The sequence below is a fragment of the Pseudoalteromonas sp. SG41-5 genome (genome assembly GCF_014164495.1).
GTDB lineage: Bacteria > Pseudomonadota > Gammaproteobacteria > Enterobacterales > Alteromonadaceae > Pseudoalteromonas > Pseudoalteromonas rhizosphaerae.
In genome coordinates this window covers 1-24,050 of record NZ_JACJFH010000007.1, presented here as the reverse complement: position 1 = coordinate 24,050, position 24,050 = coordinate 1, and the positions used below count along the sequence as shown (strand labels likewise).

30 protein-coding genes are annotated in these 24,050 nt (G+C 41.7%); 21 read left to right on the top strand and 9 right to left on the bottom strand.

The window, feature by feature from the left end; genetic code table 11:
• Positions 1 to 9 precede the first annotated feature (9 nt).
• Positions 10 to 933: a homocysteine S-methyltransferase family protein gene (locus H5232_RS03360; protein WP_182768038.1), complete on the bottom strand. Its 924-nt coding sequence runs from the start codon at positions 931 to 933 to the stop codon at positions 10 to 12.
• 215 nt (positions 934 to 1,148) lie between these two features.
• Here H5232_RS03360 and H5232_RS03355 point away from each other — a divergent pair, with 215 nt between their 5' ends.
• On the top strand, positions 1,149 to 1,694 hold the full coding sequence (locus tag H5232_RS03355) for a PH domain-containing protein (protein ID WP_182719217.1): 546 nt from the start codon (positions 1,149 to 1,151) through the stop codon (positions 1,692 to 1,694).
• A 402-nt stretch (positions 1,695 to 2,096) separates the two neighbouring features.
• Entirely contained in the window at positions 2,097 to 3,011 is a 915-nt protein-coding gene (locus H5232_RS03350) for a DMT family transporter (RefSeq protein ID WP_182762010.1), read from the top strand.
• An 87-nt stretch (positions 3,012 to 3,098) separates the two neighbouring features.
• Here the strand turns inward: H5232_RS03350 and H5232_RS03345 are convergent, their stop codons facing one another.
• The 3 genes from H5232_RS03345 to H5232_RS03335 form a co-directional block, all read right to left on the bottom strand.
• On the bottom strand, positions 3,099 to 4,880 hold the full coding sequence (locus H5232_RS03345; protein ID WP_182758467.1) for an alkaline phosphatase: 1,782 nt from the start codon (positions 4,878 to 4,880) through the stop codon (positions 3,099 to 3,101).
• 79 nt (positions 4,881 to 4,959) lie between these two features.
• Entirely contained in the window at positions 4,960 to 5,304 is a 345-nt protein-coding gene (locus tag H5232_RS03340) for a rhodanese-like domain-containing protein (RefSeq protein WP_182732369.1), read from the bottom strand.
• A gap of 1 nt (position 5,305) precedes the next feature.
• Positions 5,306 to 5,494, bottom strand: a complete 189-nt coding sequence (locus tag H5232_RS03335) for a DUF2892 domain-containing protein (protein WP_149983085.1) — start codon at positions 5,492 to 5,494, stop codon at positions 5,306 to 5,308.
• A gap of 130 nt (positions 5,495 to 5,624) precedes the next feature.
• On the opposite strand from H5232_RS03335, the gene H5232_RS03330 reads away from it, so the two are divergent.
• Genes H5232_RS03330 through H5232_RS03320 form a run of 3 tightly spaced genes read left to right on the top strand, consistent with a single transcriptional unit; the run spans position 5,625 to position 10,270 of the window.
• A complete protein-coding gene (locus H5232_RS03330; protein ID WP_149983086.1) occupies positions 5,625 to 5,927 on the top strand; it encodes a metalloregulator ArsR/SmtB family transcription factor in 303 nt (100 codons plus the stop codon).
• Positions 5,928 to 5,931: 4 nt separating this feature from the next.
• Positions 5,932 to 9,219: an efflux RND transporter permease subunit gene (locus tag H5232_RS03325; protein WP_182830558.1), complete on the top strand. Its 3,288-nt coding sequence runs from the start codon at positions 5,932 to 5,934 to the stop codon at positions 9,217 to 9,219.
• Positions 9,209 to 10,270, top strand: coding sequence for an efflux RND transporter periplasmic adaptor subunit (locus tag H5232_RS03320; protein WP_182762001.1), 1,062 nt, complete (start codon positions 9,209 to 9,211; stop codon positions 10,268 to 10,270). Before H5232_RS03325 ends, H5232_RS03320 begins: the two co-directional genes overlap by 11 nt.
• Here H5232_RS03320 and H5232_RS03315 read toward each other — a convergent pair.
• Complete coding sequence (locus tag H5232_RS03315; protein WP_182798087.1) at positions 10,263 to 10,940, bottom strand: nitroreductase family protein; 678 nt, start codon at positions 10,938 to 10,940, stop codon at positions 10,263 to 10,265. The two genes, H5232_RS03320 and H5232_RS03315, sit on opposite strands and share 8 nt — an antisense overlap.
• A 432-nt stretch (positions 10,941 to 11,372) precedes the next feature.
• Positions 11,373 to 11,747 carry a DUF5329 domain-containing protein gene (locus H5232_RS03310; RefSeq protein ID WP_182761998.1) on the bottom strand — a complete coding sequence of 125 codons (375 nt, stop codon included), beginning with the start codon at positions 11,745 to 11,747 and terminating at the stop codon, positions 11,373 to 11,375.
• A 259-nt stretch (positions 11,748 to 12,006) separates the two neighbouring features.
• On the opposite strand from H5232_RS03310, the gene H5232_RS03305 reads away from it, so the two are divergent.
• Positions 12,007 to 12,900, top strand: coding sequence for an aldo/keto reductase family oxidoreductase (locus tag H5232_RS03305; protein WP_182761996.1), 894 nt, complete (start codon positions 12,007 to 12,009; stop codon positions 12,898 to 12,900).
• Between the two features lie 139 nt (positions 12,901 to 13,039).
• Here H5232_RS03305 and H5232_RS03300 read toward each other — a convergent pair whose 3' ends face one another.
• From H5232_RS03300 to H5232_RS03290, 3 genes are all read right to left on the bottom strand, one after another.
• Positions 13,040 to 13,717: a TorF family putative porin gene (locus tag H5232_RS03300; RefSeq protein ID WP_145241933.1), complete on the bottom strand. Its 678-nt coding sequence runs from the start codon at positions 13,715 to 13,717 to the stop codon at positions 13,040 to 13,042.
• A 289-nt stretch (positions 13,718 to 14,006) separates the two neighbouring features.
• Entirely contained in the window at positions 14,007 to 15,170 is a 1,164-nt protein-coding gene (locus tag H5232_RS03295) for a hypothetical protein (protein ID WP_182768034.1), read from the bottom strand.
• A gap of 157 nt (positions 15,171 to 15,327) precedes the next feature.
• Entirely contained in the window at positions 15,328 to 15,519 is a 192-nt protein-coding gene (locus H5232_RS03290; protein WP_182719227.1) for a helix-turn-helix transcriptional regulator, read from the bottom strand.
• A 142-nt stretch (positions 15,520 to 15,661) separates the two neighbouring features.
• On the opposite strand from H5232_RS03290, the gene H5232_RS03285 reads away from it, so the two are divergent.
• From H5232_RS03285 to rpsK, 15 genes are all read left to right on the top strand, one after another.
• Positions 15,662 to 17,602, top strand: a complete 1,941-nt coding sequence (locus tag H5232_RS03285; RefSeq protein ID WP_182830557.1) for an AsmA family protein — start codon at positions 15,662 to 15,664, stop codon at positions 17,600 to 17,602.
• 277 nt (positions 17,603 to 17,879) lie between these two features.
• Positions 17,880 to 18,248, top strand: a complete 369-nt coding sequence (gene rplN, locus H5232_RS03280) for a 50S ribosomal protein L14 (RefSeq protein WP_011329449.1) — start codon at positions 17,880 to 17,882, stop codon at positions 18,246 to 18,248.
• Between the two features lie 10 nt (positions 18,249 to 18,258).
• Positions 18,259 to 18,573, top strand: a complete 315-nt coding sequence (rplX, locus tag H5232_RS03275) for a 50S ribosomal protein L24 (protein WP_016710194.1) — start codon at positions 18,259 to 18,261, stop codon at positions 18,571 to 18,573.
• A 16-nt stretch (positions 18,574 to 18,589) separates the two neighbouring features.
• Entirely contained in the window at positions 18,590 to 19,129 is a 540-nt protein-coding gene (gene rplE, locus H5232_RS03270) for a 50S ribosomal protein L5 (RefSeq protein ID WP_016710195.1), read from the top strand.
• Between the two features lie 10 nt (positions 19,130 to 19,139).
• The gene (gene rpsN, locus H5232_RS03265; RefSeq protein WP_058562128.1) at positions 19,140 to 19,445 is read left to right on the top strand and encodes a 30S ribosomal protein S14; all 306 of its coding nucleotides are present in this window, start codon (positions 19,140 to 19,142) and stop codon (positions 19,443 to 19,445) included.
• Between the two features lie 21 nt (positions 19,446 to 19,466).
• Complete coding sequence (gene rpsH / locus H5232_RS03260; RefSeq protein ID WP_145241923.1) at positions 19,467 to 19,859, top strand: 30S ribosomal protein S8; 393 nt, start codon at positions 19,467 to 19,469, stop codon at positions 19,857 to 19,859.
• 13 nt (positions 19,860 to 19,872) lie between these two features.
• Entirely contained in the window at positions 19,873 to 20,406 is a 534-nt protein-coding gene (gene rplF / locus H5232_RS03255) for a 50S ribosomal protein L6 (protein ID WP_145241920.1), read from the top strand.
• Positions 20,407 to 20,415: 9 nt separating this feature from the next.
• On the top strand, positions 20,416 to 20,766 hold the full coding sequence (rplR, locus tag H5232_RS03250) for a 50S ribosomal protein L18 (protein ID WP_008115388.1): 351 nt from the start codon (positions 20,416 to 20,418) through the stop codon (positions 20,764 to 20,766).
• Between the two features lie 9 nt (positions 20,767 to 20,775).
• The gene (rpsE, locus tag H5232_RS03245; RefSeq protein WP_002959485.1) at positions 20,776 to 21,282 is read left to right on the top strand and encodes a 30S ribosomal protein S5; all 507 of its coding nucleotides are present in this window, start codon (positions 20,776 to 20,778) and stop codon (positions 21,280 to 21,282) included.
• A 3-nt stretch (positions 21,283 to 21,285) separates the two neighbouring features.
• Complete coding sequence (gene rpmD / locus H5232_RS03240) at positions 21,286 to 21,468, top strand: 50S ribosomal protein L30 (RefSeq protein WP_016710201.1); 183 nt, start codon at positions 21,286 to 21,288, stop codon at positions 21,466 to 21,468.
• A 5-nt stretch (positions 21,469 to 21,473) separates the two neighbouring features.
• Positions 21,474 to 21,908 carry a 50S ribosomal protein L15 gene (gene rplO, locus H5232_RS03235; RefSeq protein WP_064668467.1) on the top strand — a complete coding sequence of 145 codons (435 nt, stop codon included), beginning with the start codon at positions 21,474 to 21,476 and terminating at the stop codon, positions 21,906 to 21,908.
• Between the two features lie 10 nt (positions 21,909 to 21,918).
• Positions 21,919 to 23,247, top strand: a complete 1,329-nt coding sequence (gene secY, locus H5232_RS03230; RefSeq protein WP_145241918.1) for a preprotein translocase subunit SecY — start codon at positions 21,919 to 21,921, stop codon at positions 23,245 to 23,247.
• A 22-nt stretch (positions 23,248 to 23,269) separates the two neighbouring features.
• The gene (gene rpmJ / locus H5232_RS03225) at positions 23,270 to 23,383 is read left to right on the top strand and encodes a 50S ribosomal protein L36 (protein ID WP_002959476.1); all 114 of its coding nucleotides are present in this window, start codon (positions 23,270 to 23,272) and stop codon (positions 23,381 to 23,383) included.
• 125 nt (positions 23,384 to 23,508) lie between these two features.
• Complete coding sequence (rpsM, locus tag H5232_RS03220; RefSeq protein WP_145241916.1) at positions 23,509 to 23,865, top strand: 30S ribosomal protein S13; 357 nt, start codon at positions 23,509 to 23,511, stop codon at positions 23,863 to 23,865.
• A gap of 12 nt (positions 23,866 to 23,877) precedes the next feature.
• A partial coding sequence (gene rpsK, locus H5232_RS03215; protein WP_182830556.1) for a 30S ribosomal protein S11 occupies positions 23,878 to 24,050 on the top strand: 173 nt, incomplete at its 3' end.

The following is a 24,050-nucleotide window of genomic DNA, read 5'->3' as shown; positions in this document are numbered from 1 at the left end:
TGTTAATTACTAACCTTTTAAAGGCGCAAAGTGATGGTTTAATTGGGCTATATGCTCAGGTCCAATACCACAGCAACCTCCAATTAGGGTGGCGCCTTGTTTATGCCACTTTTTAGCCCACTCTAGATATGAAAGAGGGGTTAGATCTTCTCGTACTTCATCTAAACCTTCGTTAGCCGTAGCTTCTTTAGTTTGTGGTGCAAATGCATTCGCATACGCACCTATTTGTACGTGCTCTGCCTGCAGGTCTTTTAAAACATCTAAGGTTACGGTTAAAGCATGCCCAATAACCTCAGGTTGGCAGCAGTTAAATAAAATGCCCGTTACCTTTGCATTTAGCATGGCAGTTACTGCATCTTTTACAGATTCTCCTGAGCGCAGAGTTGCTTGATTACTTGGTTGTTCATCTTCAAGGGTAAAAGCAACCCATACCGGTTTTTGGTTGTTGCAGATCTGGTTAATTAACGTGTTTATATCTAGCGCTTCTTGAATAAGGCTTTGCGTTTCTATTAGCCATAAATCAGCATAAGGCGCTAAACCTTCGATTAAAGGCGTTGCGATACGACTAAGTTGATCAGCTTGGTATAAATCTGGACGATAAGAGCCAAACATAGGTGGTAAACTGGCTGCGATTTTAGTTCCTATATTATTTTGTATTACAGCGTCTTTTGCGGCTTGGCCAGCTGTTGCAGCAAGTGATTTGGCTGATTGTGCAAAGCGCTCTTCGCCAATGTGAAAAGGTACTAACGCATAGCTATTTGTGGTAATAATATTGGCACCACTTTGAATAAAGTTACTGTGTGCTTGGGTTACTTTTTCAGGCGCCTCTATTATGGCAAGCGCAGACCACTCAGGCTGTTGAAAGGGAGCGCCAATGCGGGTGAGCTCTCGGCTCATGCCGCCATCAAGTAAAGTTAAGGTGTGAGTTGTCATTGCGCTTCCTCTGTATGAGATAATCTTGTTGTGGATGTTTAGACGTCTATAAATCCGATTGCGAGAATATAGAACACACGACCTGTTTAAACAACCCTTTGTGTTAATCTTTTAGGTTTATTGGCAATACTTCGTAATAGGGTAACAATTTAGCTAAATTGCATTCAACTCAGTGATCACGTAATTTAAATGTTTAATCAAATTAAGAGTAAGCTATGAGTACCCCTATTTTAAAAAGTGCTAAATTCGACTCTAAAGTAAAATCATACTGGGTAGTGCTTGGAGTTATCACTTGTGTATTGTGTTTGGTGGGAATTCCATTTATCCCATTCGTCGCTTTCATTATCTGGCTGGTGGCAGGGCGAATATTGGCAGCTATGTCAGCTAACTTATTAGAGCGAAAGCTAGTTGTTAAGCGCGGTGTATTTTTCAAAGAAGAAAAATCCATCCCACTTGAAAAAATAACTGACGTCGGGTTAAGCCAAGGTCCACTGATGCGCTTGTTTGGTTTGTACCGCTTGAGTTTTGAAACCGCAGGTCAGTCTGGTCATGGCGCATTAGTATCGTTACTTGGGGTAGTTGATGCCAGTGAGTTTCGCGAGGCAATCTTAACTCAAAAAGATAATCTAACCGCACAGCAGTCAACTACAAAATCGGCTGATCATGAACCACAAAGCCAAGTTGAGCTAATACGCGCACTTACTTACAGTGTGAAAAATATTGAACAAATGTTAGTGACAATGCTGGATGATAAAAAGTGAGAACAGCTTTATATTATACTGTGTTGTTTAGGTTGTTCTCCCCCCACATTACAGTGCCTCTTAACCTCTTTGTGAATAAATCACGTAAAGATTTTTTGTACAAAAACCGTGACTATTAAGCAAATAAGTCATTATTTTTTGGGTGTGATAACGTAAGGCCAATATCTGAACTTTTTCATTAACAGCAAGGGTCTTCTTTTGTTTTAACCCTCCCAAAGTGTCTTATGCTATTAGCTCAAATTATCTCTAAACCTCTTGCCTTGTACCTTTTACGGGTGTAATTTAAAGCGGTTTTATCTGAAAAGGATGCAGCTTTATTAGGGGTCAAAGTAGTTGATTTCTAATAGGACTCTAATTTTGTAGCATATATTTGTGCTACACAAACACATGGAGAGACGTTAAATGGCTAGTAAAGAGTCAACCGCAGTGATTTGGATGTTGTCAGATTCATTTATCTTAAGTGTGATGTTACTAATCGGTGGTTTTTTAGGTAAAGCTATCAGCCCATTCCAAGTTGTCTTTTTGGTTAATGTAATTGCAGCTTTTGCGGCCATTATATTATTCTCGAAAGGCAAATGGGAAAATATCAAACCCCAAAAAATGAAGCTACATATTTTCAGAGGACTGCTTGGTGTTAGTTCAACAATATGTTTGTTTTATGCTCTGCAATATCTAAGTTTAGCGGAAGTAACCGCGATTAACTTTTTTGTGCCACTTATAACGTCCATTTTGTCGGTGTTTATCTTTAGAGAAAAACCAAAAGCCTATGTCTATATCGCTATTATTTTGAATTTAGCTGGAGTGATGATGCTGCTTTCTCCAAAACTAATGGCGAGCCAAGTAACGCAGCAAAACCTCTATCTAGGATTGATCTTTGCACTGTCAGCGGTAGCTATTTTAGTCATTTATAATATTAATTTAAAGAAAATAGGCAATGCAGAGAAAGTTGTGCCTCAAATGGTTTTTGCTCCCCTCTATTCGGCGATTATCTTATTACCCGTCGCTATTTTTGTGTGGAAACCTTTAGGTACAAATAGTGCTCTACTAATTATGCTATATGGTGGGCTCCTTATTACTAAACTTGCAGCACGTTTTTTCGCTTTTAATAAAAGTGACTTATCTAAGCTAATGCCGCTTGAATATGCGCAAATTCTATTTTCTAGTATTTTGGGCTACATTTTTCTTCAACAAACTCAAACTTTATTGGGTATCGCAGGCATTGTATTGATCGTGCTATCAAGTATCGCTCATGTTTTATTCATGCACTTTGAGAGGAATAGCGACACTAAGAATATGAAAGGAATTACCAATGATTAAAGTCTTAACGCAAAAATTCCGGCGATCAAGTGATCGCCGGGCTGTTTTAATCTTTCATCTAAAGCTTTTTCCTAGCACCTAGAATCTTTACCCTTGTATTACTGGCTGACCTGCTAGCATACGTAGTTCTTTACTGCGCTCGGTTTGCATTTCGTATGAAGCGGTTTTAATGCTGCTCACGTAATTCCACTTAGCGGTGGCTTGCTCTGGGGTAAAAGTAACGGTTAAGTAGCCACGATCTACGAGGTTGTTATAGATTAAATCATTAACCAATAATGGGATTACTTGCTCCATTTGTGCGGTTGCTTCTGGCCCTTGCGTATTCAGTGCTAGATATTCTTCAAGACCAGGCGAAGACACAGAAGAGGTAGCAAATTCTACACCGGCATTTTGTGACGCTGCAATTGGGTTTGCAGCATCAGTAACTAATTGCCCAGCCCAACCGTTATGAGTATCACCCGCTAAAACCACTAAGTTCTTTTGTGCGGCAATGGCAGTACCAAGCAGCACTTCACGTTCGTAGGCGTAACCATCCCATGCATCTAAATTGTATGGTGCAGTAGTATCAACTCGAGCGCGTTCGGCATCAGTAACACTTGGATCGCCTGCAAGCACGCGGCCTTTGATTTGTGCAAGTTCAGCAAATAATGCCGATGCTTGTGCTAATAATGCATTTGTGTCGCCGCCATTTGCTTGACTTATTTGTAAGCTCACTAGTAGTTGCAGTACTTCAAACGGCAAATGCATTTTGGTCATCAGTACTTGTTGGCCAAGTACCTGCCATTTTGAGTTTGATGTTGTCATGCCATCAGTGAGCCATGTTAGCTGCTCATTGCCAAGTAATGCGCGCGATGGTGAGCTTAGTGCGTTTGCAAAATCACTTTGTCCTTGTGCACTGGTTAGGTCAAAATCAGCATAGTTTAGCTGTTCATCACGGGCGAGTACACGCGTGTCTAGCATGTATAAAGAGACTAAATTACCAAACTCAAAGCGACGGTAAATTCTTTCTTTATCAGCTACATTACGAATTGGCATCCATTCAAAATAGGCCTGTAGGGCATGTAGCTTACGTTCGCTAAATTCACCTTCGCCTTCATTATGGTTTTCTGCGCCATTTCGCCATGTGTCATTGGTAATTTCGTGGTCATCCCACACAGTAATAAATGCACAGTTACTATGCGCAGCTTGTAAGTTTGAATCAGTACGATAGTGGGCATAGCGGTTACGGTAATCAGCTAAGCTAATTATTTCGTCACTGTTATCTTCTGGCAGTAAACGGCCTAAAATACCAGCATCTTCAGTAGCGTAGCCATCATTGCCGTATTCATAGATGTAATCACCTAAATGCAATACAGCGTCTATGTCTGTTTGCTTGGCTATTTCACCATACACATGGAAAAAGCCTGCGGGGTAGTTGGCACACGATATAACAGCAAATTTCACTTTATCAATGCTGCCTGTTGGTAGTGTTTTACCTGCACCAATAGGTGAGGTTTTGCCATTCGATTTAAAGCGATAATAGTAAGTGGTGTTGGCGTTTAAGCCTTGTAAGTCGACTTTTAGGGTGAAGTCTGTAGCTGCACTTATATGTGTTTCACCATTGTGGCTGATATTAGCAAAGTTAGGGTCGGTTGCTGCTTGCCATTGTACTTTAATGCTGGTGGTTGTTGGATCTAGAGGGGTTACACGAGTCCACAGAATTAGGCTGTCAGCTAATGGATCACCACTGGCAACACCATGAACAAAGCTCACGTCAAGAATGTCGTCATCTTCATCGTCAAACCGACAAGCTGTTAATCCTAATGATAAAACGGCGACACCAAATCCTGCCGCCGAGGCTTTTAAAAAATTTCTTCGTGTAAACGTCATTGCTCTGTACCGCTAAATTTAAAAGTAAGAGCTTATCCGACCAGTATGACTTTTATGTGAAGCTGTTATGCCAATTGCATTAAAATACTTGGCAAACCTGTTCTGCATTACAGGTAATAACGGTGACGTTTTCATAACCAACGCGGGTAAGTGCTTCAGCGCTTAATGTTGCGCGTGCGCCACTGGCGCAGTGTAAGTAAATTGGCCGAGCTGGGTCTTTTTCGATTTCCATTAACTTCATTTCTAGTAAACCTCGGGGAATATTAATTGCGCCGATAGCTGCTTTTGCCGCATGTTCGGCGGGTTCACGTACGTCAATTAGTAGTCCTTTGTTGTCAGCAATTTCTTGCTTGGCCTGTGTAGCCTCAATGCGGCGTTGATTTGGCGTAATTATTTTCATTAGATCTGGGATTGAAGTAAGCATGTTATTCCTCGAAACCTAGTTTTTTTAAAAGAGTGATCATCGGGCACCATTTACTAAATGCTGATTGAATTAAGTTTAGAGCAATAAACACTGTAAACCAAATCCACAATGGATCATGAAATTGCTGTAGTAACAATGATATGCAAATCATTACACCTGCTATCAAGCGAAGAGCATCGTTTAGTTTCACGGTTAACCTTAGTAATAGTGACTGTTACTATTTAATATATTAGATAAAGCTACATTAGTAAATTATAATATTAGACTTTTCTAATATAGCTAACTATAATCTGCTGTACTTTGAATATAAGAGTGGAACTATGACTATCGACTTTGCAGCTATGGCTAATAACGTAGAGCATGCTGAGCAGCTATTAAAAATTTTAGCAAATAAAAACCGTTTAATGATTTTGTGCTCTTTGCAGGGGCGTGAAATGAGTGTTTCTGAATTAAATGCGGCTGTACCATTGGCACAGTCTGCTTTATCGCAGCATTTGGCTGCACTACGAAAAGCAAATATTGTTAGTACTCGTCGCGAAAGCCAGACCATCTATTATCGGGTGATTAACGACAACGCACAGGCTATGTTAGCCACGCTCTATGGTTTATTTTGTAAGGAATAACCAAATGGATAAGCTCGACAGTGCAGTAAAAAATAGTCTTAACGGGCGTATTCCTATCATTATTTTTGTAATGGCTGTGTTGCTTGGCATTATGGCGCTGCAGCAAACTTCCCGTGAAGAAGAACCGCAAATAGTGGTGCCGATGCTGGATATTTATGTCTCAGCTCCTAACATTGAAGCTCCCGAAGTGGCAAGGCTGGTCACGCAACCACTCGAAAAGTTATTGGCGCAATTACGCGGTGTTGAGCATATTTATTCAACCACACAAAGTAATGGCACTGTGGTGACATTGCGCTTTACTGTGGGTCATGATCGTGAACAAGCAATCCTCGATACTTACGCCAAACTATATAGTTATCAACATACCATGGCGTCAGTTATTAGCTCATGGCAGGTGCGCCCGGTCGAAGTAAATGACGTGCCGATTGTGATGCTAGGCTTATTTAGTAAAGATCCTAAATTATATAACGACTATGAGTTAACCCGTTTTGCTAACGAAATTGCGAATAGTTTACAGCGCATAGAAAACACCAGTGAAGTTAAAGTGATTGCTGGGCGCAAACGCACTTTAACGGTCAATTTAGATGCGACGGCCCTAGCAGCTCATCAAACTACGCTCAGCGATGTTTATTATGCACTGAGTGTATCTAATCAATTATCTCAGGTTGGCAGTGTTGTTAATGCAGAGCAACAAATCATGCTACAAGCTGGTGATGTGTTACGAACAAAAGCCGCGATTGAGCAGCTTGTTGTAAATGTTATTAACGGCAAAAGTGTTTATTTAAAAGATATTGCAAAAGTACTCGATGGACCAAGTGAGTCTGAAAATTATCAGTGGCTAGCGCAATCTGATACCACACAAGAGCATCCTTTAGTCACCTTAAGTGTTGCTAAAAAAGCGGGCACAAATGCAGTCGCAGTCGCAAATGATGTACACGCGATGATGGCTGATTTAAAAACTAATTTTTTACCTTCGCAAATAGATTACACAATACTTAGAGATTACGGGCAAACCGCTAACGAAAAAGTGAATAACTTAACCTCAAGCTTAGTGTTTGCGGTATTTACCGTAGTGATTTTTGTTGGCGTGTTCTTAGGCTGGCGACCCGCTATCGTTGTTGGTTTAGCTGTGCCAATTTGTTATGGCATAACCTTAAGCCTCGATTTTGCGTTTGGTTACACCATCAACCGAGTAACGTTATTTGCATTGATATTATCACTGGGCTTGCTGGTGGATGATCCGATAACGGGCATTGATAATATTAGCCGTTTTTTACAAAACAAAGGCAATAAAAAACAACAGATTGTCGCTGCAATGAGCGAAATACGTGGTGCATTATTAATGTCGACACTGACCATCATGGTGGCTTTTATTCCTTTGGCTTATATCACTGGCATGATGGGCCCATATATGGCACCAATGGCATTTAATGTGCCTGTAAGCGTGATGGTCTCAACCATTGTGGCATTCTTTGTAACTCCTTGGCTTGCCATGAAGTTATTAAAACAACCGGTTGTTGAGCACAATGATTTAACTTCCCCTAAAGTAGCTATTTATGAACGCTTATTAACGCCTTTACTGGCCAGTAAAGGGCGCGCAAAACTGATTTTATGGGCAACCTTAGGATTATTTATTATCAGTGCATTGCTGCCCGTGATGCGAATTGTGCCGCTGAAGTTATTGCCGTTTGATAATAAAAATGAACTACAAGTACTGATAGATATGCCCGAGGGGACGAATCTGGAGCAAACAACACTGACCGCTAGTAAAGTACAAGCAATAACATGGCAGCTTAGTGAAGTAAGTGAAATAGCTGCGTATGTAGGGCAACCATCAAGCATGGATTTTAATGGTATGGTGCGCGGTTATTATCGCCGTGAGGCCGCTAATTTAGCTGAGCTTAGAGTATTACTATTAGACAAAGCGCAGCGCGAGCAACAGTCTCATGGTGTCGTGATGCGTTTACGTAAACAGCTTGAGCCATTGGCCGTTAATGGCATTGTGATAAAAGTGGTTGAAGTTCCACCCGGGCCGCCAGTATTTAGCACCTTAGTGGCTGAAGTGTATCGTGATCCGTTTGTTGATACGCAAACCCACCATCAAGCGGCTCAACAAGTTGCACAACGACTAAAGCAAGAGCCCCATGTGGTTGAAGTTGATACAAGTATTGCAGCCACGGCACCGATGCAGCGCTTTATTACCGATAAAGCCAAGGCGGCTTTGTCGGCGGTATCAACACAAGATATTGCCAATACATTAACGATTGCATCTGCGGGTAAAAATGTGGGCGTAATGTATGTCAGTGGTGAAACGCAGCCCGTTGAGATCAAAATGCAATTACCATATCAGCAGCGAAACCAATTAGCGCAACTGCTTGCTATACAAATCAGAGGTGATAGAGAGCTGGCAAAATCAACTAATGAGTTTGGTTTAACTAGTGCGCCACGACCGTTGGTGGCTTTATCTGAGCTGGGTGAATTTCATAACCTAAATGTCGCAAAACCGATTATGCGTAAAGACCAACGCGAGGTTGTATACGTGATGGCAGAGCTTAATGGCCGTACTCCTGCAGAAATCATTGCGGACGTAAATGCTGATTTAAATGTAAGTAGCGATGATTTTGAGCAAACAAATTGGTTAGCCCGCAGCTTTTTTAATAACGGTGGAACTCAGGCTTGGCAATTACCACAAGGCACGCATGTAACGTTTAGTGGTGAAGGTGAATGGCGGATCACAATTGATGTGTTTAGAGATATGGGAATTGCGTTTGCTTTTGCGTTAACCGCCATTTTTATTATTTTACGAATACAAACGCAATCTGCCAGTTTATCGCTGATTATTATGTCGGCTATTCCACTTACTGTGATTGGTATTATGCCGGGTTTTTGGTTATTAAATCAGTTTGGTGAGCGCTCCATAGCTGGAGCCCCAGAGCCGGTATTATTTACTGCCACAGCGATGATAGGCATGATTGCCCTTGCAGGTATCGTGGTGCGTAACTCACTTATTTTGGTTGAGTTTATTAATCAAGCTCGCGGCCAAGGCATGGCAATTAAAGATGCGCTTGTTGCAGCGGGTACGGTGCGAATGCGCCCTGTGCTCCTAACCGCAGGTACCACTTTGTTAGGTAACTTAGTGATTACGTTAGACCCCGTATTTAGTGGTCTTGCTATCGCTATTATTTTTGGCATTGTGGCATCAACATTGTTTTCGTTGTTTGTGGTGCCGCTAGTTTATTATTTAGTGTTTGCGAACACACAAACAACCGAGGATGAAGCTCATGCAAGGTAAATCAAAACTGTTCGGCTCAATCATTGCGTTGCTAGTGATTATTGTTGCTGTGCTTTATATGGCAGGCAGCTTTTCAAATAAACAAGCCGCAGGAAATAAACCCGTATTAGCAACGACATATGAGGGAAAAGTCGCTACCGTTGAGCGGACGGCGATCAAGCGCAGTGAAGATGTTCCCGGTACTGTGATTGCAAAACAAAACACGCAAATTTCGTCACGAGTGATGGCACAAGTGGAACGTTTAAATGTACGTGCTGGTGATAGTGTTGTGCAAGGCGATGTTCTCATTACTTTGCAGCAAGACGATTTTAAAGCGCAATTGGCACAAAGTGATGCGCAAATAAAAGCCATTCAAGCGTCACTTACACAAGCTGATAAACAGCTTAAGCGCGTAACTGACTTATATTCACAAGGGTTGGTATCGGTTAGTGATAATGATGAGGCAAAAGCGAAATTTGATAACTTAACCGCAAGCTTAGCTGTTGCCAAGCAACAGCAAACCCAAGCACAAGTCGCACTTGAATTTACCCGTATAAAAGCGCCCATTTCTGGAGTTGTTGTAGAGCGGTTAGTTGAACCAGGTGATACCGCAGTGCCTGGTTCACCTTTATTGGCACTTTATAATCCACAACAATTACAGCTTGAATTTAATGTACGAGAACGTCAGGCAATTAGCCTCACACTGGGTCAAAGCTTAACGGTCAGTTTGCCTTCACTTAATATAACCGCTGTTGCGGTGGTGAGTGAAATTGTTCCGATTGCCGATAGTGCTGCACGTAGTATGTTAATTCGTTTAGAGTTGCCAACACAATCAAACTTGATGCCTGGTTTATATGCACAGCTTCACTTGCCACTGGATACCGAGCAAGGAATTTTAATTGAGCCAAGTTGGGTGCATGAGTACGGTCAATTAGCCATGGTATATGTTATTAACGAGCAAAAGATTGAGCGCCGCTTTGTTCGTTTAGGGGAGGTGATTAATGCTAAACAGCATATTATCGCCGGGCTTAACGCCGGCGACACATTAGCGGTGGATTTTAAACCTAAATGAAGGTCGCAACTTCATCGAGTGATTTTTTCACCAAGGCATGATTAGGCACAGTAGCATCATCACTTGGGTAACCGACAATGAGCAGCATATAGGGGCGTTCGTTGTCTTTGTCGCGGCCACAAATGTCGGTTAAAAAGCTCATTGGTTTAGGTGTGTGAGTTAGTGTTGCAAGCCCTGCGCGATGTAATGCTTGAATTAAAAAGCCGGTGGCAATACCGACTGACTCATGCACATAGTAGTTGGTGTTTTTATCATCAGTATTTAAGCCGCCTTTCTTTTGGCTGAATACGGCAATTAGCCAAGGTGCATGCTCTAAATAAGGTTTGCTGGCATCAGTGCCTAATGGCTTTAGAGCATCTAACCACTCTTCACCAGCGCGGCCTTCATAAAATGAGCGTTCTAATTTCTCGGCTGCTTCACGAATTTGCTTTTTCACATCACTACTATTAATTGCTACAAAATGCCACGGTTGGTGGTTTGCACCACTTGGTGCTGTAGCTGCCGCTTTAATGCAGGTTTGAATAATATCTTTTGGCACTGGGCGGTCGCTAAAACTACGAATTGTATGACGACGCTGGCTGGTCGTTAAAAACTCATTAGCGCGTTCTAGCATCTGTTCATGTGGATATTCAATAAAGTCTGTAAGTGGTTGGTGGTCATGTTGCTGCATGGCTTTTCGCTTCTTATTAAATGTTGATAACTATTTTTATACCCAGTAGCGAGATTGGGTGCAAGTAATATCTACTTTACAGTCATGTTATTTCCTAAAATAATGATTATTAATTGCACGTTGTATTCACAGATTGTTCAGCTATATTTGCATACAGTATAGTTCGAAATTAAGAATGCATGGGTAGCTAAAAACAAAGCAACATTATTACAAGCACATGCTTTGAATACTCAGCCGAGCATACCGGCAGTCATTATTTAGACATTCAAAAATCATTAGTGCAGGCAGATTTTGTCGATAACTTAGTTATATAAAGTTATCGCTAGTGCAAGCTGATGATGAAAATAACTACCGCAGTATTAAATACAGCTTTGAGTTAGTGTTACTTCAGAATTTAAGTTCACCTCTCCTAAGAGTGAAACCAAGCCGCACTTATTGCGGCTTTTCTGTGGCTCTAAAATGAGTTAACTCGTTTGTAAGCCATTTCTTACTGGTGATTTGTGTATCATCTTCAAGAATAACAGCATAAGGTTTGCCACTCCATGAGCTTTTACTGGCAAGATTCTCAATAAACTCATCAGCGGTTTTAGCGTAGCGTTTGCCTTTGCGGTATTTCATAGCAAGATGATCAGCGGCTTCGGTGCTGGTGTGTTGATCACCGTTACGAATGAAAGTCGCGTTGCTTTGCGCGATAAAGCTGAGCAAATGAGTGACTTCTTGTTCAGCGGTTGCCGCAAAGCTCAACTGACTAACCGTGAGTAAAAGGCAAGCCATCAGCCTGTATATAGTGTGGGTTAAGTCTTTCATCTGTAGCCTCATTTAATCCAAAAAGTTTATTACGTTACCTGTGCCATCAAAAAAAGGTAAAGCTCTGAATAAAACTGATGTGCTAATGCATGTGCTGGTATAACTTTCAGCTATTAATACCTTATTTATTATGTAGAATAATACATCAATAAGGTCAATTAAATTATCATGGCTTATTAATTATCTGATAGGGATACTGTTTTGGTACTTGCATTGAACTTGCCGGGACAATATTTTTTACAAAAATAAAGGTGGAATTATGAACAGCTCAGATCGCGCTATTGACGAACTAGTACTTGGGTTTTGGCGATTATTAGATTGGCAAATTACTCCACAACAGTGTTTAACTTTTCTTGAGCAAGCAATTGAAGCCGGTGTAAGGCACACCGATCACGCTGACATTTACGGTGGATATGGTTGTGAGGCAGAGTTTGGTAAAGCTTTAGCTTTAAAGCCAAGTATTCGTGATGAGATCAAAATTATTACTAAGTGTGGTATCAAACCTGCTTTTGCAAGCTTAGGGTTAGCAGGCCAAGCTAATCATTACGATTCGAGTGCCGCACATATTATTAGCTCAGCACAGCAATCGTTAAAGCATTTTAATACCGATAGATTAGATGCATTACTTATTCATCGCCCTGATTATTTGATGAATGCAGACGAAGTAGCTGAGGCATTCACTACTCTTAAGCAAAATGGTGATGTACTCGATTTTGGTGTATCAAACTTTACGCCATCACAACTAAGTTTATTGCAGTCGCGTCTTGATTTTGAATTGGTGACCAATCAAATTGAATTTTCACCGTATGAAATGCAAGCACTTGATGATGGTAGTTTAGACCAATGTCAGTTACTTGATATTAAACCTATGTGTTGGTCACCTTTGGCTGGCGGTCGCATTTTTGCAGAAAATGATGAAAAAGCGATTCGCCTGCGTCAAGTACTTGAGCAAGTCGGCAGCGAAATTGGTGCAAGTTCTATTGATCAAGTGGTTTACGCGTGGTTATTAATGCACCCAAGTTCCCCATCAGTGGTACTGGGTACTGGCAACATTGAGCGTGTTAAATCGGCTGTTGCCGCTAAGCAGTTAAAACTCAGTCGTGAACAATGGTATCGTATTTGGCAAGGTTCAACAGGGCACAGTGTGCCATAGGAGTTGTAAGTTTTAAGCTATAAGCAGTCTGAGTTGAGGGTAAGTCTTGATATAAAATATGAACTTAGCCGCTTACCGCTTACCAAGATCGAGAAAGGGCCTTACGGCCCTTAGTGTTGCAGCAAGTAACACATTCTTTTTATAGGCTAAAGTCCATTGAAAAAGCAACGTAAGCCTTAATATCACTGTCATCCATATCGGTATCAGATAGACCAAAAGTGAAGCCATCTTTAGAGATAGATACACCGTAATCGATGATATCGTCATCACCAATAAAATCACCAGAGTAGTGGCCTAAGTGTAAGGCCATTTCAGTGCCATTAGTACCAACTGCGAAACCGTAATCTGCAGTCAGGTATAACGAATCACCAAAGTCTGTGCCATCACCGCTTGCGGCTGAAGTTGCAAGAACTGATGCGCCAAAGCTAAAGCCACCCATACTGATGCTACCGTAAATTTCAGAAAAATCAGCGTCTGCGCCAGAAGCTGCATCAGGGTAAGCGTAATAGATGTAGCCAACGTCATAGCTCATATTTTCATTAATATCGCCACCAAAACCAGCATAGAGATCAAGCTCGTAGGTCATTTCATCGGCCCAGCTTGCATTTGAAGCCCAAGTACCAGCATAAAAACCTGATTCGTTGGCATAATCAATACCACCTGAAATTGCAGCATCACCACCGGTTTGTTCTTGACCACGCCATAAGTAGTTTGAAGTTGCTGCGGCATTGGCTGTTACTTCTGCATATGCTGCTGTAGATGTTGCACCCATGAGTACAAGTGTGCTGATCGCAATTGCTGATTTTAGTTTTAACATGTTTGGTATCCTGTTGTTATGCTGATTTTTTGGCTCGCAATTATTAATTAGATTGCAGTCTATAATTGCGGATCCTATTTTTAGTTGTCTACTAGGGTAATAGCACTGCTTGTGCCAAGTTAAATGAAAAGCAATAATTTATATTTAAATTACTTTATAAACAAAGGTATAAATATTTATAGTGAAAGGAGGAGATTGTTTTTTACGAAGCTTGCGCACTTTATTGGTGCGTAAAAAAACCCGCATGCACAACTCAGTTGCAGCGGGTTTTTGTATTTTTTACTGTGGTTTAACCAAAAATAGTACGCATTAGGCTGATTGTTTCGTTCACGCCACGGCCTTTTTGTACTTCGCTGATAATTGAATCACGCTTTGCGCGAATATGCTCAGGCATATCGTCAGCAGCAAGTGCGCGATCAACAAGTATTTCAGCAGACTCTTTACCACGACGCACTTTTCTAGTGCCAGTGGTAGTTGTACGCTTTGGCTTGCTCAATAACTTGATGTAGTTAGAGTTTTCAGGCGTGTTTTTGTCTGCATGATAGAAAAAGCACGGAATTAACGCTTTGATTGCAACAAGTTGTTGATCCAGCTCGCTGTCACCACTTGCCATTTTAAACCAAGACATACTATGAACTGCTTGGACAATATCCTGCCAATAACGCGCAAAGTCACGATTATTTAATTTAGTAATAGCCAATGCTGAACAAAGTGCATCTAAACGGGTGTTATTAATTGGTGTAAAAACATCTGGGCGGCGCATTGCTAATAGACGAGTTGCCGGTGCAAGCGTTGGCTTTTCATTGCTATCAGTAAAGGCTTTTAAATATTTGACCACAAATTCTTGGTAATCAGCTTCAGTTACTTCACCTTCTAAAGGTATATGTGCTAATGCTTCATCAAATAATGCCGGCAGGTCGGCAAGCATTTGATGAAAAGCTTTGGCGCTTTTAGTAGAGCTAAACCATTCGACATCAAAATTATAACTACTTGGATCCAGTGCAGAAGTATGTTTACCACTAAATGCTAATAAATCTTCAGGGATCATCTCTTTCAGTGATTGCTCGCGAATACCAGCTATATAGTTGGCAAGGCGTAACTGTTCATCAAGGGCTAACACATCTTTATGTTGCTCTATAAATACACTAACTACAGGCCAAGGTGCTACGCGTAATGTTTTCAATTGTAAGAAGCTAATTGCTGAAACTAATAAGTCATTAAGCTTTTTTAAAATTGGTAATTGATTGGTTTCGAGTAAATCATGATTAATACGGTCACGGCTAGCATTAAGTAGTTCATAGCACCAACCTAAGAAGTCTTCAGGATGATTTTCTATTTTCACCGCCATCAGGTTTAAGCTGATTTCAGAAGCCTGCTTTAGAATATTTTGATAAATATGGCCTTCTTGTTCGCCTAATGCCATTTGTGAAGGTGAAATGAGCAATTTTTTCATGCCTGATGGTACTCCGGTTAAATACATTTTTCAGTTGTTTAATTTTAGCGCAAAACGTCTTAAAACAACAGGGCTGTGCATCATACCGAAGAATACAGGGGATGCAATCTTGATAAGTTAAATCTGCACAAGATTGCATTTAAAGGGTTTAATCTGCTTATTCAAGTGAAAATAACTGCTCTACAGTAGTTTCAAACTGCCGAGCTATCTTCAATGCAATGATCACTGAAGGTGTAAAGCGTGATGTTTCGACCGTGCTGATTGTTTTGCGTGAAACGGCGCTAGCATCGGCTAGCTCTTGCTGTGAAAGCCCCGCGGCTTTGCGAAATTCAGCTATATGGTTTTGCAGCTAAAGGTATCAAAATGTTTCAGTAACAATTCATATATTCACTGTAGAATGCAGGAAATTGCATTTTTCTTCGTTGCACAATGATTTTAATGCTAACTCCCGCTATGATAAGAACATTATTTGCACATTTGAAAGGACCATCATGAAGACCTTATTTAAAGTTATTGGTGTCATATTATTATTGCTTGTTGCTTTAATTATTGCTGCACCGTTTTTAATTCCAACCGATGCCATTTTTAATAAAGTCTCTGAGCAGGTTGAGCAAACCACTGGGCGTACTTTAACTATTAAAGGCGATAAAACATTATCCGTTTTTCCTTCTTTGAAGCTTGAACTTGAAGATGTGCATTTTGCCAATATGAAAACTGGCTCACGTGCAGATATGGCAAGCATGCAGCAACTTGCAGTTCATATTCCTTGGTTTTCGCTATTTGGTGGTGAACTTAAACTAGAAAAGTTTGTGATCAATGAACCAAACATTCTGCTTGAAACAGATAAAAATGGTAAAGCTAACTGGCAGTTATTTGATGCAGTAGCTACGAAATCTGAGCAGCAAACTCAAGCAGGTGAGGCAGTCAAACTACCTGAAAAATTTGATATTCAATTAGGTGAAGTAGCTATATATGGTGGGTCGTTTACTTATTTAGATGGTCAAACGGGAGCTAAACAGCAAATTAGCGATTTAGAATTGGCTATCTTACTGCCTTCACTGCATAAATCACTCGAAGTCAAAGGTGGGATCACTTATATGCAAGAGCGCTTTGAGCTTGATGTAACAGTTGATAACCCAGCTAAAGCAATAGCAGGTGATACATTTAATGTGACAACTGATGTCACTTCAAAGTTAGTTGATGTTGAGTTTAAAGGCTTAATAGCCGGTCAAGGTAAAGAGATTCAAGGTCAATTAGCGCTCAGTGGTGATTCAGTAAAAGACATTGCTAAATGGCAGGGAGTCGAGCTGAACGCTAAAGAAAGCGCCTTTAATGCATTTAGTGTTAGCGGCAAAATACGTATGCAAGGTGATAAGTTCAACCTAGCTGAATTAGTCGCCACTCTTGATGCATTAGAGATCAAAGGAAAAAGCGAGCTTAATTTAGGTAAGCGTTTAGCCGTTAATGCTGACATCGATTTAGGTATGCTGGACTTAAATCCTTACTTACCTGAGGTGGTAGCGCCAGCAGAGAAACCAGAACCTAAAAGTGACGAGCCAGCCAAACCAATTGTATGGGATGACACAAAAATGGATTTAAGTGGCTTAAATGCCTTAGATGCGAATGTGGTGATCCGTTCAAGTGGCTTAAAAGCAAATGAAATCAAACTTGGCGCTAATCAATTCACTGTAAACCTTAACAAAGGCGTAGCGAAAATTAGCCTAGATAAGTTTGCCGCCTACGAAGGTAATGGTAAAGGCACTGTAACAGTTAATGCGAAACAAGCTCCTTACAAAATCAGCACCAACTTCTCGTTAGATAAAATAGACGCACAACCATTGCTGACAGATGCCGCTGGCTTCGATAAGCTAATGGGCAAAGGCTCACTCAATTGGGACTTAGCAACATCAGGTCAGAGCCAAAAAGACTTTATGAGTGCCCTACAGGGTAAACTAGCATTTGAATTTGCCGATGGTGCAGTAAAAGGCGCCAACATTGCTGAAATGGTTCGCAAAGGCAAAGAGCTAATTAAGGGTAACTTTGGTGCAATATCCGAAGGGCTAGATACTGGCTTTGATAATTCCCAGCAAACTGACTTCTCTGCGCTAACGGGTAGCTTTAACTTTACCAATGGCGTAGGTAAAAACACAGATCTGAGTTTGTTAAGTCCATTAGTACGTATTAGTGGTGAAGGGGATGTTAATCTACCCGCAACGACAGTTAACTACCGCTTAGTGACAGGCATAGTCGATTCACTCGAAGGGCAGGGGACCAAAGATGATAGTACCGGCTTTAAAATTCCAGTACGAATCAAAGGACCATTTCATGATGTTGGCATCAGCTTAGATGTAAGCAAAGCGGCAGAAGATGAAGTAAAAGAAAAAGCGAAAGATAAAATTAAAGATAAGTTAAAAGGTTTGTTTGGCAAATAATGCCGATTTTATTCGGTGATAAAACAATCAGGGCATAAAATTACCCTGATTGTTTTATAATCAATGCTAAAATAGCAAAATATGTTTCATCGACAAAACAACCATCCTCGTTATTCTAAATTAATTAAAAAATAACCTACCACTACCCCCGCAATGCTGATACAATTGCCCGCCCTTGGGAGACAACTAGATTGTTTTTTGAGTGGTTTTTAACCTAAATGTCTTGATTTTAAACAAATTTAAGACAGTTGTAATAACTACACCGGAGGTCATTAACATGATCCAAATGCAAACTCAGCTGGAAGTTGCTGATAACAGCGGCGCTCGCAAAGTGCAGTGTATTAAAGTCTTAGGCGGTTCGCACCGTCGTTATGCAGCGATTGGTGACATCATTAAAGTTTCTGTTAAAGAAGCGATTCCTCGCGGTAAAGTGAAGAAAGGTGATGTTAAAAACGCGGTAGTTGTGCGTACTAAGAAAGGCGTTCGTCGTCCAGATGGTTCTTTGATCCGTTTTGACAGCAATGCGGCTGTTATCTTAAATGATAACTTGCAGCCAATTGGTACACGTATTTTCGGCCCTGTGACTCGCGAACTTCGTAATGATAAGTTCATGAAAATCGTTTCACTAGCCCCAGAAGTACTGTAAGGAGTCAATCATGGCAGCAAAAATCCGTCGTGATGACGAAGTAATCGTTCTAGCAGGTAAAGACAAAGGTAAGCGCGGCAAAGTGCTTTCAGTTGTTACCGAGTCTGGTCGAGTATTTGTCGAAGGCATTAACTTAATCAAGAAGCACCAAAAGCCGGTTCCACAATTGAACCAGCCAGGTGGTATTGTTGAGAAAGAAGCGTCTATTGACGTATCAAACGTTGCGATCTTCAACTCGGAAACGAGTAAAGCAGATCGTGTAGGTTTCAAGATTGAAGATGGTAAGAAATTACGTATCTTTAAATCTACTGGTAAAACTATCTAATAGTTGGAGTAGAATGATGGCGAAACTGCATGAAGTATATAAAGACAAAGTAGTTGCTGAACTTCAAGAGAAGTTTGGTTTCAGCTCTGTCATGCAAGTCCCTCAGATCGAAAAGATCACATTGAATATGGGCGTGGGCGAAGCCCTAGCTGACAAGAAAATTCTAGACAACGCTGTTGCGGATCTAGAAGCAATCGCTGGTCAGAAGCCACTCATTACTAAAGCACGCAAATCTGTTGCTGGCTTTAAAGTACGTGAAGGCTACCCAATTGGTTGTAAAGTAACCCTACGCGGCGAGCGTATGTGGGACTTTTTTGAGCGTTTGGTTTCAATCGCTATCCCACGTATCCGTGACTTCCGTGGTGTAAGTGCTAAGTCTTTTGATGGACGTGGTAACTACAGCATGGGCGTACGTGAACAAATCATCTTCCCAGAAATTGATTATGATAAAGTAGACCGCGTACGCGGTATGGATATCACAATCACTACATCTGCGAAAACAGATGAGGAAGGCCGTGCGTTGTTAGAAGCGTTTAACTTCCCATTCAAGAAATAAGGGTAGGGTTATGGCAAAGAATTCTATGAAAGCGCGCGAAGCAAAGCGCACGAAATTAGTTGCTCAGTTCGCTGAAAAGCGCGCAGCACTAAAAGCTATCATCAGTGATGTGAAAACATCTGACGATGATCGTTGGGACGCGGTACTTAAGCTACAAGCTTTACCACGTGATTCTAGCCCTGCACGTCAACGTAATCGTTGTAACATTACGGGCCGCCCACATGGTTACCTTCGCAAATTCGGCATGAGCCGTATCAAAGTTCGCGAAGCAGCTATGCGCGGTGAAATTCCTGGCCTTAAAAAGGCTAGCTGGTAATAGAATCACGGGAGTAAGACTATGAGCTTGCAAGATCCTATCGCGGATTTGTTTACACGAATTCGTAACGGTCAGTCAGCGAAAAAAGTATCTGTAACGATGCCTAATTCAAAGCTGAAAGTAGCATTAGCTAAAGTATTAAAAGATGAAGGTTATATCGTTGATTTCACAATCAGCGGTGATGTTAAACCTGAGCTTTCTATCGAGTTGAAATACTTCGAAGGCAAAGCTGTTATTGAAAATATCCAGCGTGTTAGCCGCCCTGGTTTGCGTATCTATAAGAGACGTGACGAATTACCAAAGGTAATGGGTGGTCTAGGTATCGCTATCGTATCAACTTCTAAAGGCCTAATGACAGACCGCGCCGCACGTAGTGCTGGTGTTGGTGGTGAAATCATTGGTTTTGTAGCTTAATCGGAGGGGAACTATGTCTCGCATAGCAAAGGCACCAATTAATGTTCCTGCCGGTGTAGAAGTTACATTAAAAGGCCAGGACATCACAGTTAAAGGCAAAAACGGCGAATTAACGCGTACTATCAACTCTGCAGTTGAAGTACAACTTAACGACAACGTTATTACAACTTTACCTCGTGAAGGCGTAGCCAATGCATGGGCACAAGCAGGTACTGCTCGCGCTCTAATCAACAATATGATTGTTGGTACGCATGAAGGTTACGAGAAGAAACTTCAGTTAGTAGGCGTTGGTTACCGTGCTGCAGCTAAGGGTAAAACATTAGATTTAACTCTTGGTTTCTCACACCCAGTTAATTTCGCAGTTCCTGAAGGAATTACGATTGAAACTCCAAGCCAAACAGAAGTTCTAGTTAAGGGCGTAGATAAGCAGTTAGTTGGTCAAACAGCTGCTAACATTCGTGCATACCGTAAACCTGAGCCTTATAAAGGTAAAGGTGTTCGTTATTCAGATGAGAATGTACGCCGTAAAGAGGCTAAGAAGAAGTAAGGTAAGACGATGGATAAAAAAACAGCTCGTCTACGTCGTGCTAAACGCACTCGTAGAAATTATATTGAACAAGGCACAACGCGTCTTGTTATCCACCGCACGCCACGTCACATTTACGCTCAAGTTGTAAACGCTGAGGGTAATGTACTGGCTGCTGCTTCTACTGTTGAGAAAGCTATTAGCGAAACAGTTAAAGGCACAGGCAACGTTGCAGCTGCGCAAGCAGTTGGTAAAGCGGTTGCTGAACGTGCGGCTGACAAAGGCATCGAAAAGATTGCTTTTGATCGCAGTGGCTTTAAATATCACGGCCGTGTGAAGGCGCTAGCAGATGCTGCGCGTGAAGCCGGTTTGCAATTCTAGGAGTAGACAATGGCTAACGTAGAAGCAAAGCAACAACAGCCTGATCTAGCTGAAAAGCTAATCGCGGTGAACCGTGTGTCTAAAGTAGTTAAAGGTGGTCGTATCTTTAGCTTCACTGCACTAACTGTAGTTGGTGACGGCGCAGGTAAAGTAGGTTTCGGTTATGGTAAAGCACGTGAAGTTCCAGCTGCTATTCAAAAAGCAATGGAAAAAGCACGTCGTAACATGATCAACGTAGACCTAAATGGCAACACATTACAGCATCCTGTTAAAGGACGTCATGCTGGCTCTCTTGTGTTTATGAAACCAGCATCTGAAGGTACTGGTATCATCGCAGGTGGTGCTATGCGTGCAGTACTAGAAGTTACTGGTGTGCAGAACGTACTTTCTAAATGTTACGGTTCTACTAACCCGATCAACGTTGTACGTGCAACGATCTCAGCTCTTGAGAATATGAATTCTCCTCAGTCGATCGCTGCAAAACGTGGTCTTCGAGTAGACGAGATTCTGGGGTAAACCATGGCTAATAAAACTGTAAAAGTAACACAAGTAAAGAGCTCTATCGGTCGTTTACCGAAACATAAAGCTACATTACGCGGTCTTGGTTTACGTCGTATCAATCACACTGTTGAGTTAGAAGACACAGCATGTGTACGTGGTATGATCAACCAAGTTTCATACATGGTTAAGGTTGAGGGGTAATTCGAATGCATTTGAATACACTTTCTCCTGCTGCAGGTTCTAAATCTGCTGGTAAACGTGTTGGTCGTGGTATCGGTTCTGGTCTAGGTAAGACTGGTGGCCGTGGTCACAAAGGTCAAAAGTCACGTTCTGGCGGTAAAGTACGCGTTGGTTTTGAAGGCGGTCAAATGCCTATGCAACGTCGTCTACCTAAGTTTGGTTTCACTTCTCGCAAATCTTTAGTATCTGCAGAAATAAACCTATACGAGATCGCTAAAGTTGAAGGCGATGTGGTAGACCTAGGTACGCTACAGGCAGCTGGTCTAGTTAAAAAGAACGTTCTGTTCGTTAAAGTTGTTAAATCTGGCGAAGTTTCACGCGCTGTTACCGTTAAAGGCCTTAAAGCCTCTAAAGGTGCTCGCGAAGCTATCGAAGCCGCCGGAGGCAAGGTAGAAGACTAAGGAAGTACTAATGGCTAAACCAGGTCAAGATACACAAAGTGCACAAAGTGGGCTTTCGGAATTGAAACGTCGATTACTATTCGTATTGGGCGCTATCATTATTTACCGTCTAGGTTCATTTGTGCCAATCCCTGGGATTGACGCCGCTGTACTTGCCGATTTCTTCGAGCAACAAAAGGGCACCATTGTTGAAATGTTCAACATGTTCAGCGGTGGTGCGCTTGAGCGCGCTTCGGTGTTAGCACTGGGTATAATGCCTTACATCACAGCTTCAATTATTACGCAACTATTAACGCATATGTATCCTCCGTTTATAGAGCTTAAGAAAGAAGGTGAACAAGGTCGTAAGAAAATTAGCCAGTACACACGCTACGGCACGCTCTTGCTTGCTACTATCCAATCGATCGGTATTGCCACAAGCTTACCGGGTATGATGGACGGGTTAGTTGTTAACCCAGGTCTCGGTTTCTACTTCACCGCAGTGGTGAGTTTAGTAACTGGTACTATGTTCCTGATGTGGTTGGGCGAGCAAATAACTGAACGTGGTATCGGTAACGGTATCTCAGTTCTAATATTTGTTGGTATTGTAGCTAACCTGCCGTCTGCTATTGGTTCGACAGCCGAAATGGCGCGCCAAGGTGATTTACATGTTTTAGCACTGTTATTGATTGCGGTAATCGTATTCGCTGTTACTTATCTTGTAGTGTTCTTTGAACGTGGACAACGTCGTATCGTCGTTAACTACGCAAAGCGCCAACAAGGTCGTCAAGTATTTGCTGCCCAAAGCACGCATTTACCACTAAAAGTAAACATGGCGGGTGTTATTCCACCAATCTTTGCTAGCAGTATAATTCTGTTCCCTGGTACTATTGCCAGCTGGTTCGGCCAGGGTGAAGGTCCTGTCGCTGATGTGCTACAAGCGATTGCTACAACGTTGACTCCAGGTCAGCCTTTGTATGCAATAGTTTTAGCTGCGGCTATTATCTTCTTCTGCTTTTTCTACACAGCGTTGGTTTTTAACCCACGTGAAACAGCAGATAACCTGAAAAAATCTGGCGCATTTATCCCAGGTATTCGTCCAGGCGAGCAGACATCGAAATACATTGATAAAGTGATGACACGCCTGACATTGGCAGGTGCTTTGTATATAACCTTTATCTGTCTGGTGCCCGAATTCATGACCATGGCATGGCAAACGCCATTCTACTTCGGCGGTACATCAATTTTGATTATCGTTGTTGTGATCATGGACTTTATGGCACAAGTACAGACTCATATGATGTCTCATCAATATGATTCTGTGCTGAAAAAAGCGAACCTTAAAGGCTACGGTCGATAAGGTCAGTTTACGGAGTTGAGCAATGAAAGTACGTGCTTCCGTTAAGAAAATATGCCGTAACTGTAAAGTTATTAAACGTGCCGGTGTTGTACGTGTAATTTGCAGTGAGCCTAAGCATAAGCAAAGGCAAGGTTAATTTATAAGTCGTGCAGGCTGAGGTTTCTCGGCCTGTGTTTTCAGTTGTGATTTGGTCTTCGTTTGAGTATCCTTACGGGCTCTTCAAACAGATGATAACCGAATTCAAATATAGGAGATGTGTTAGTGGCCCGTATCGCTGGCATTAACGTCCCTGATCATAAACATGCAGTTATTGGTTTAACAGCTATTTATGGCATAGGTAAGACTCGCTCTAAGGCTATCTTAGTAGCGACTGGTATCGCCGAAACCACAAAAATCGGTGAACTTTCAGACGAAACACTTGACGTATTGCGTGAAGCAGTTGGCAAGTACACTGTAGAAGGTGATCTTCGTCGTGAAGTTACTTTGAATATCAAGCGCCTTATGGACCTTGGTTGTTACCGTGGCCTACGTCACCGTCGCTCTTTACCACTACGTGGTCAAAGAACAAAGACTAACGCGCGTACCCGTAAGGGTCCTCGTAAGCCTATTAAGCGATAAGGGGATAGTATTATGGCTAAGACACCAATTCGTCGTAAAAAGGTTAAAAAGCAAGTTGCTGATGGTATGGCTCATGTTCATGCTTCTTTCAACAACACTATTGTTACAATTACCGACCGTCAAGGTAATGCACTATCATGGGCTACTGCCGGTGGTTCAGGTTTCCTGGGTTCACGTAAATCTAC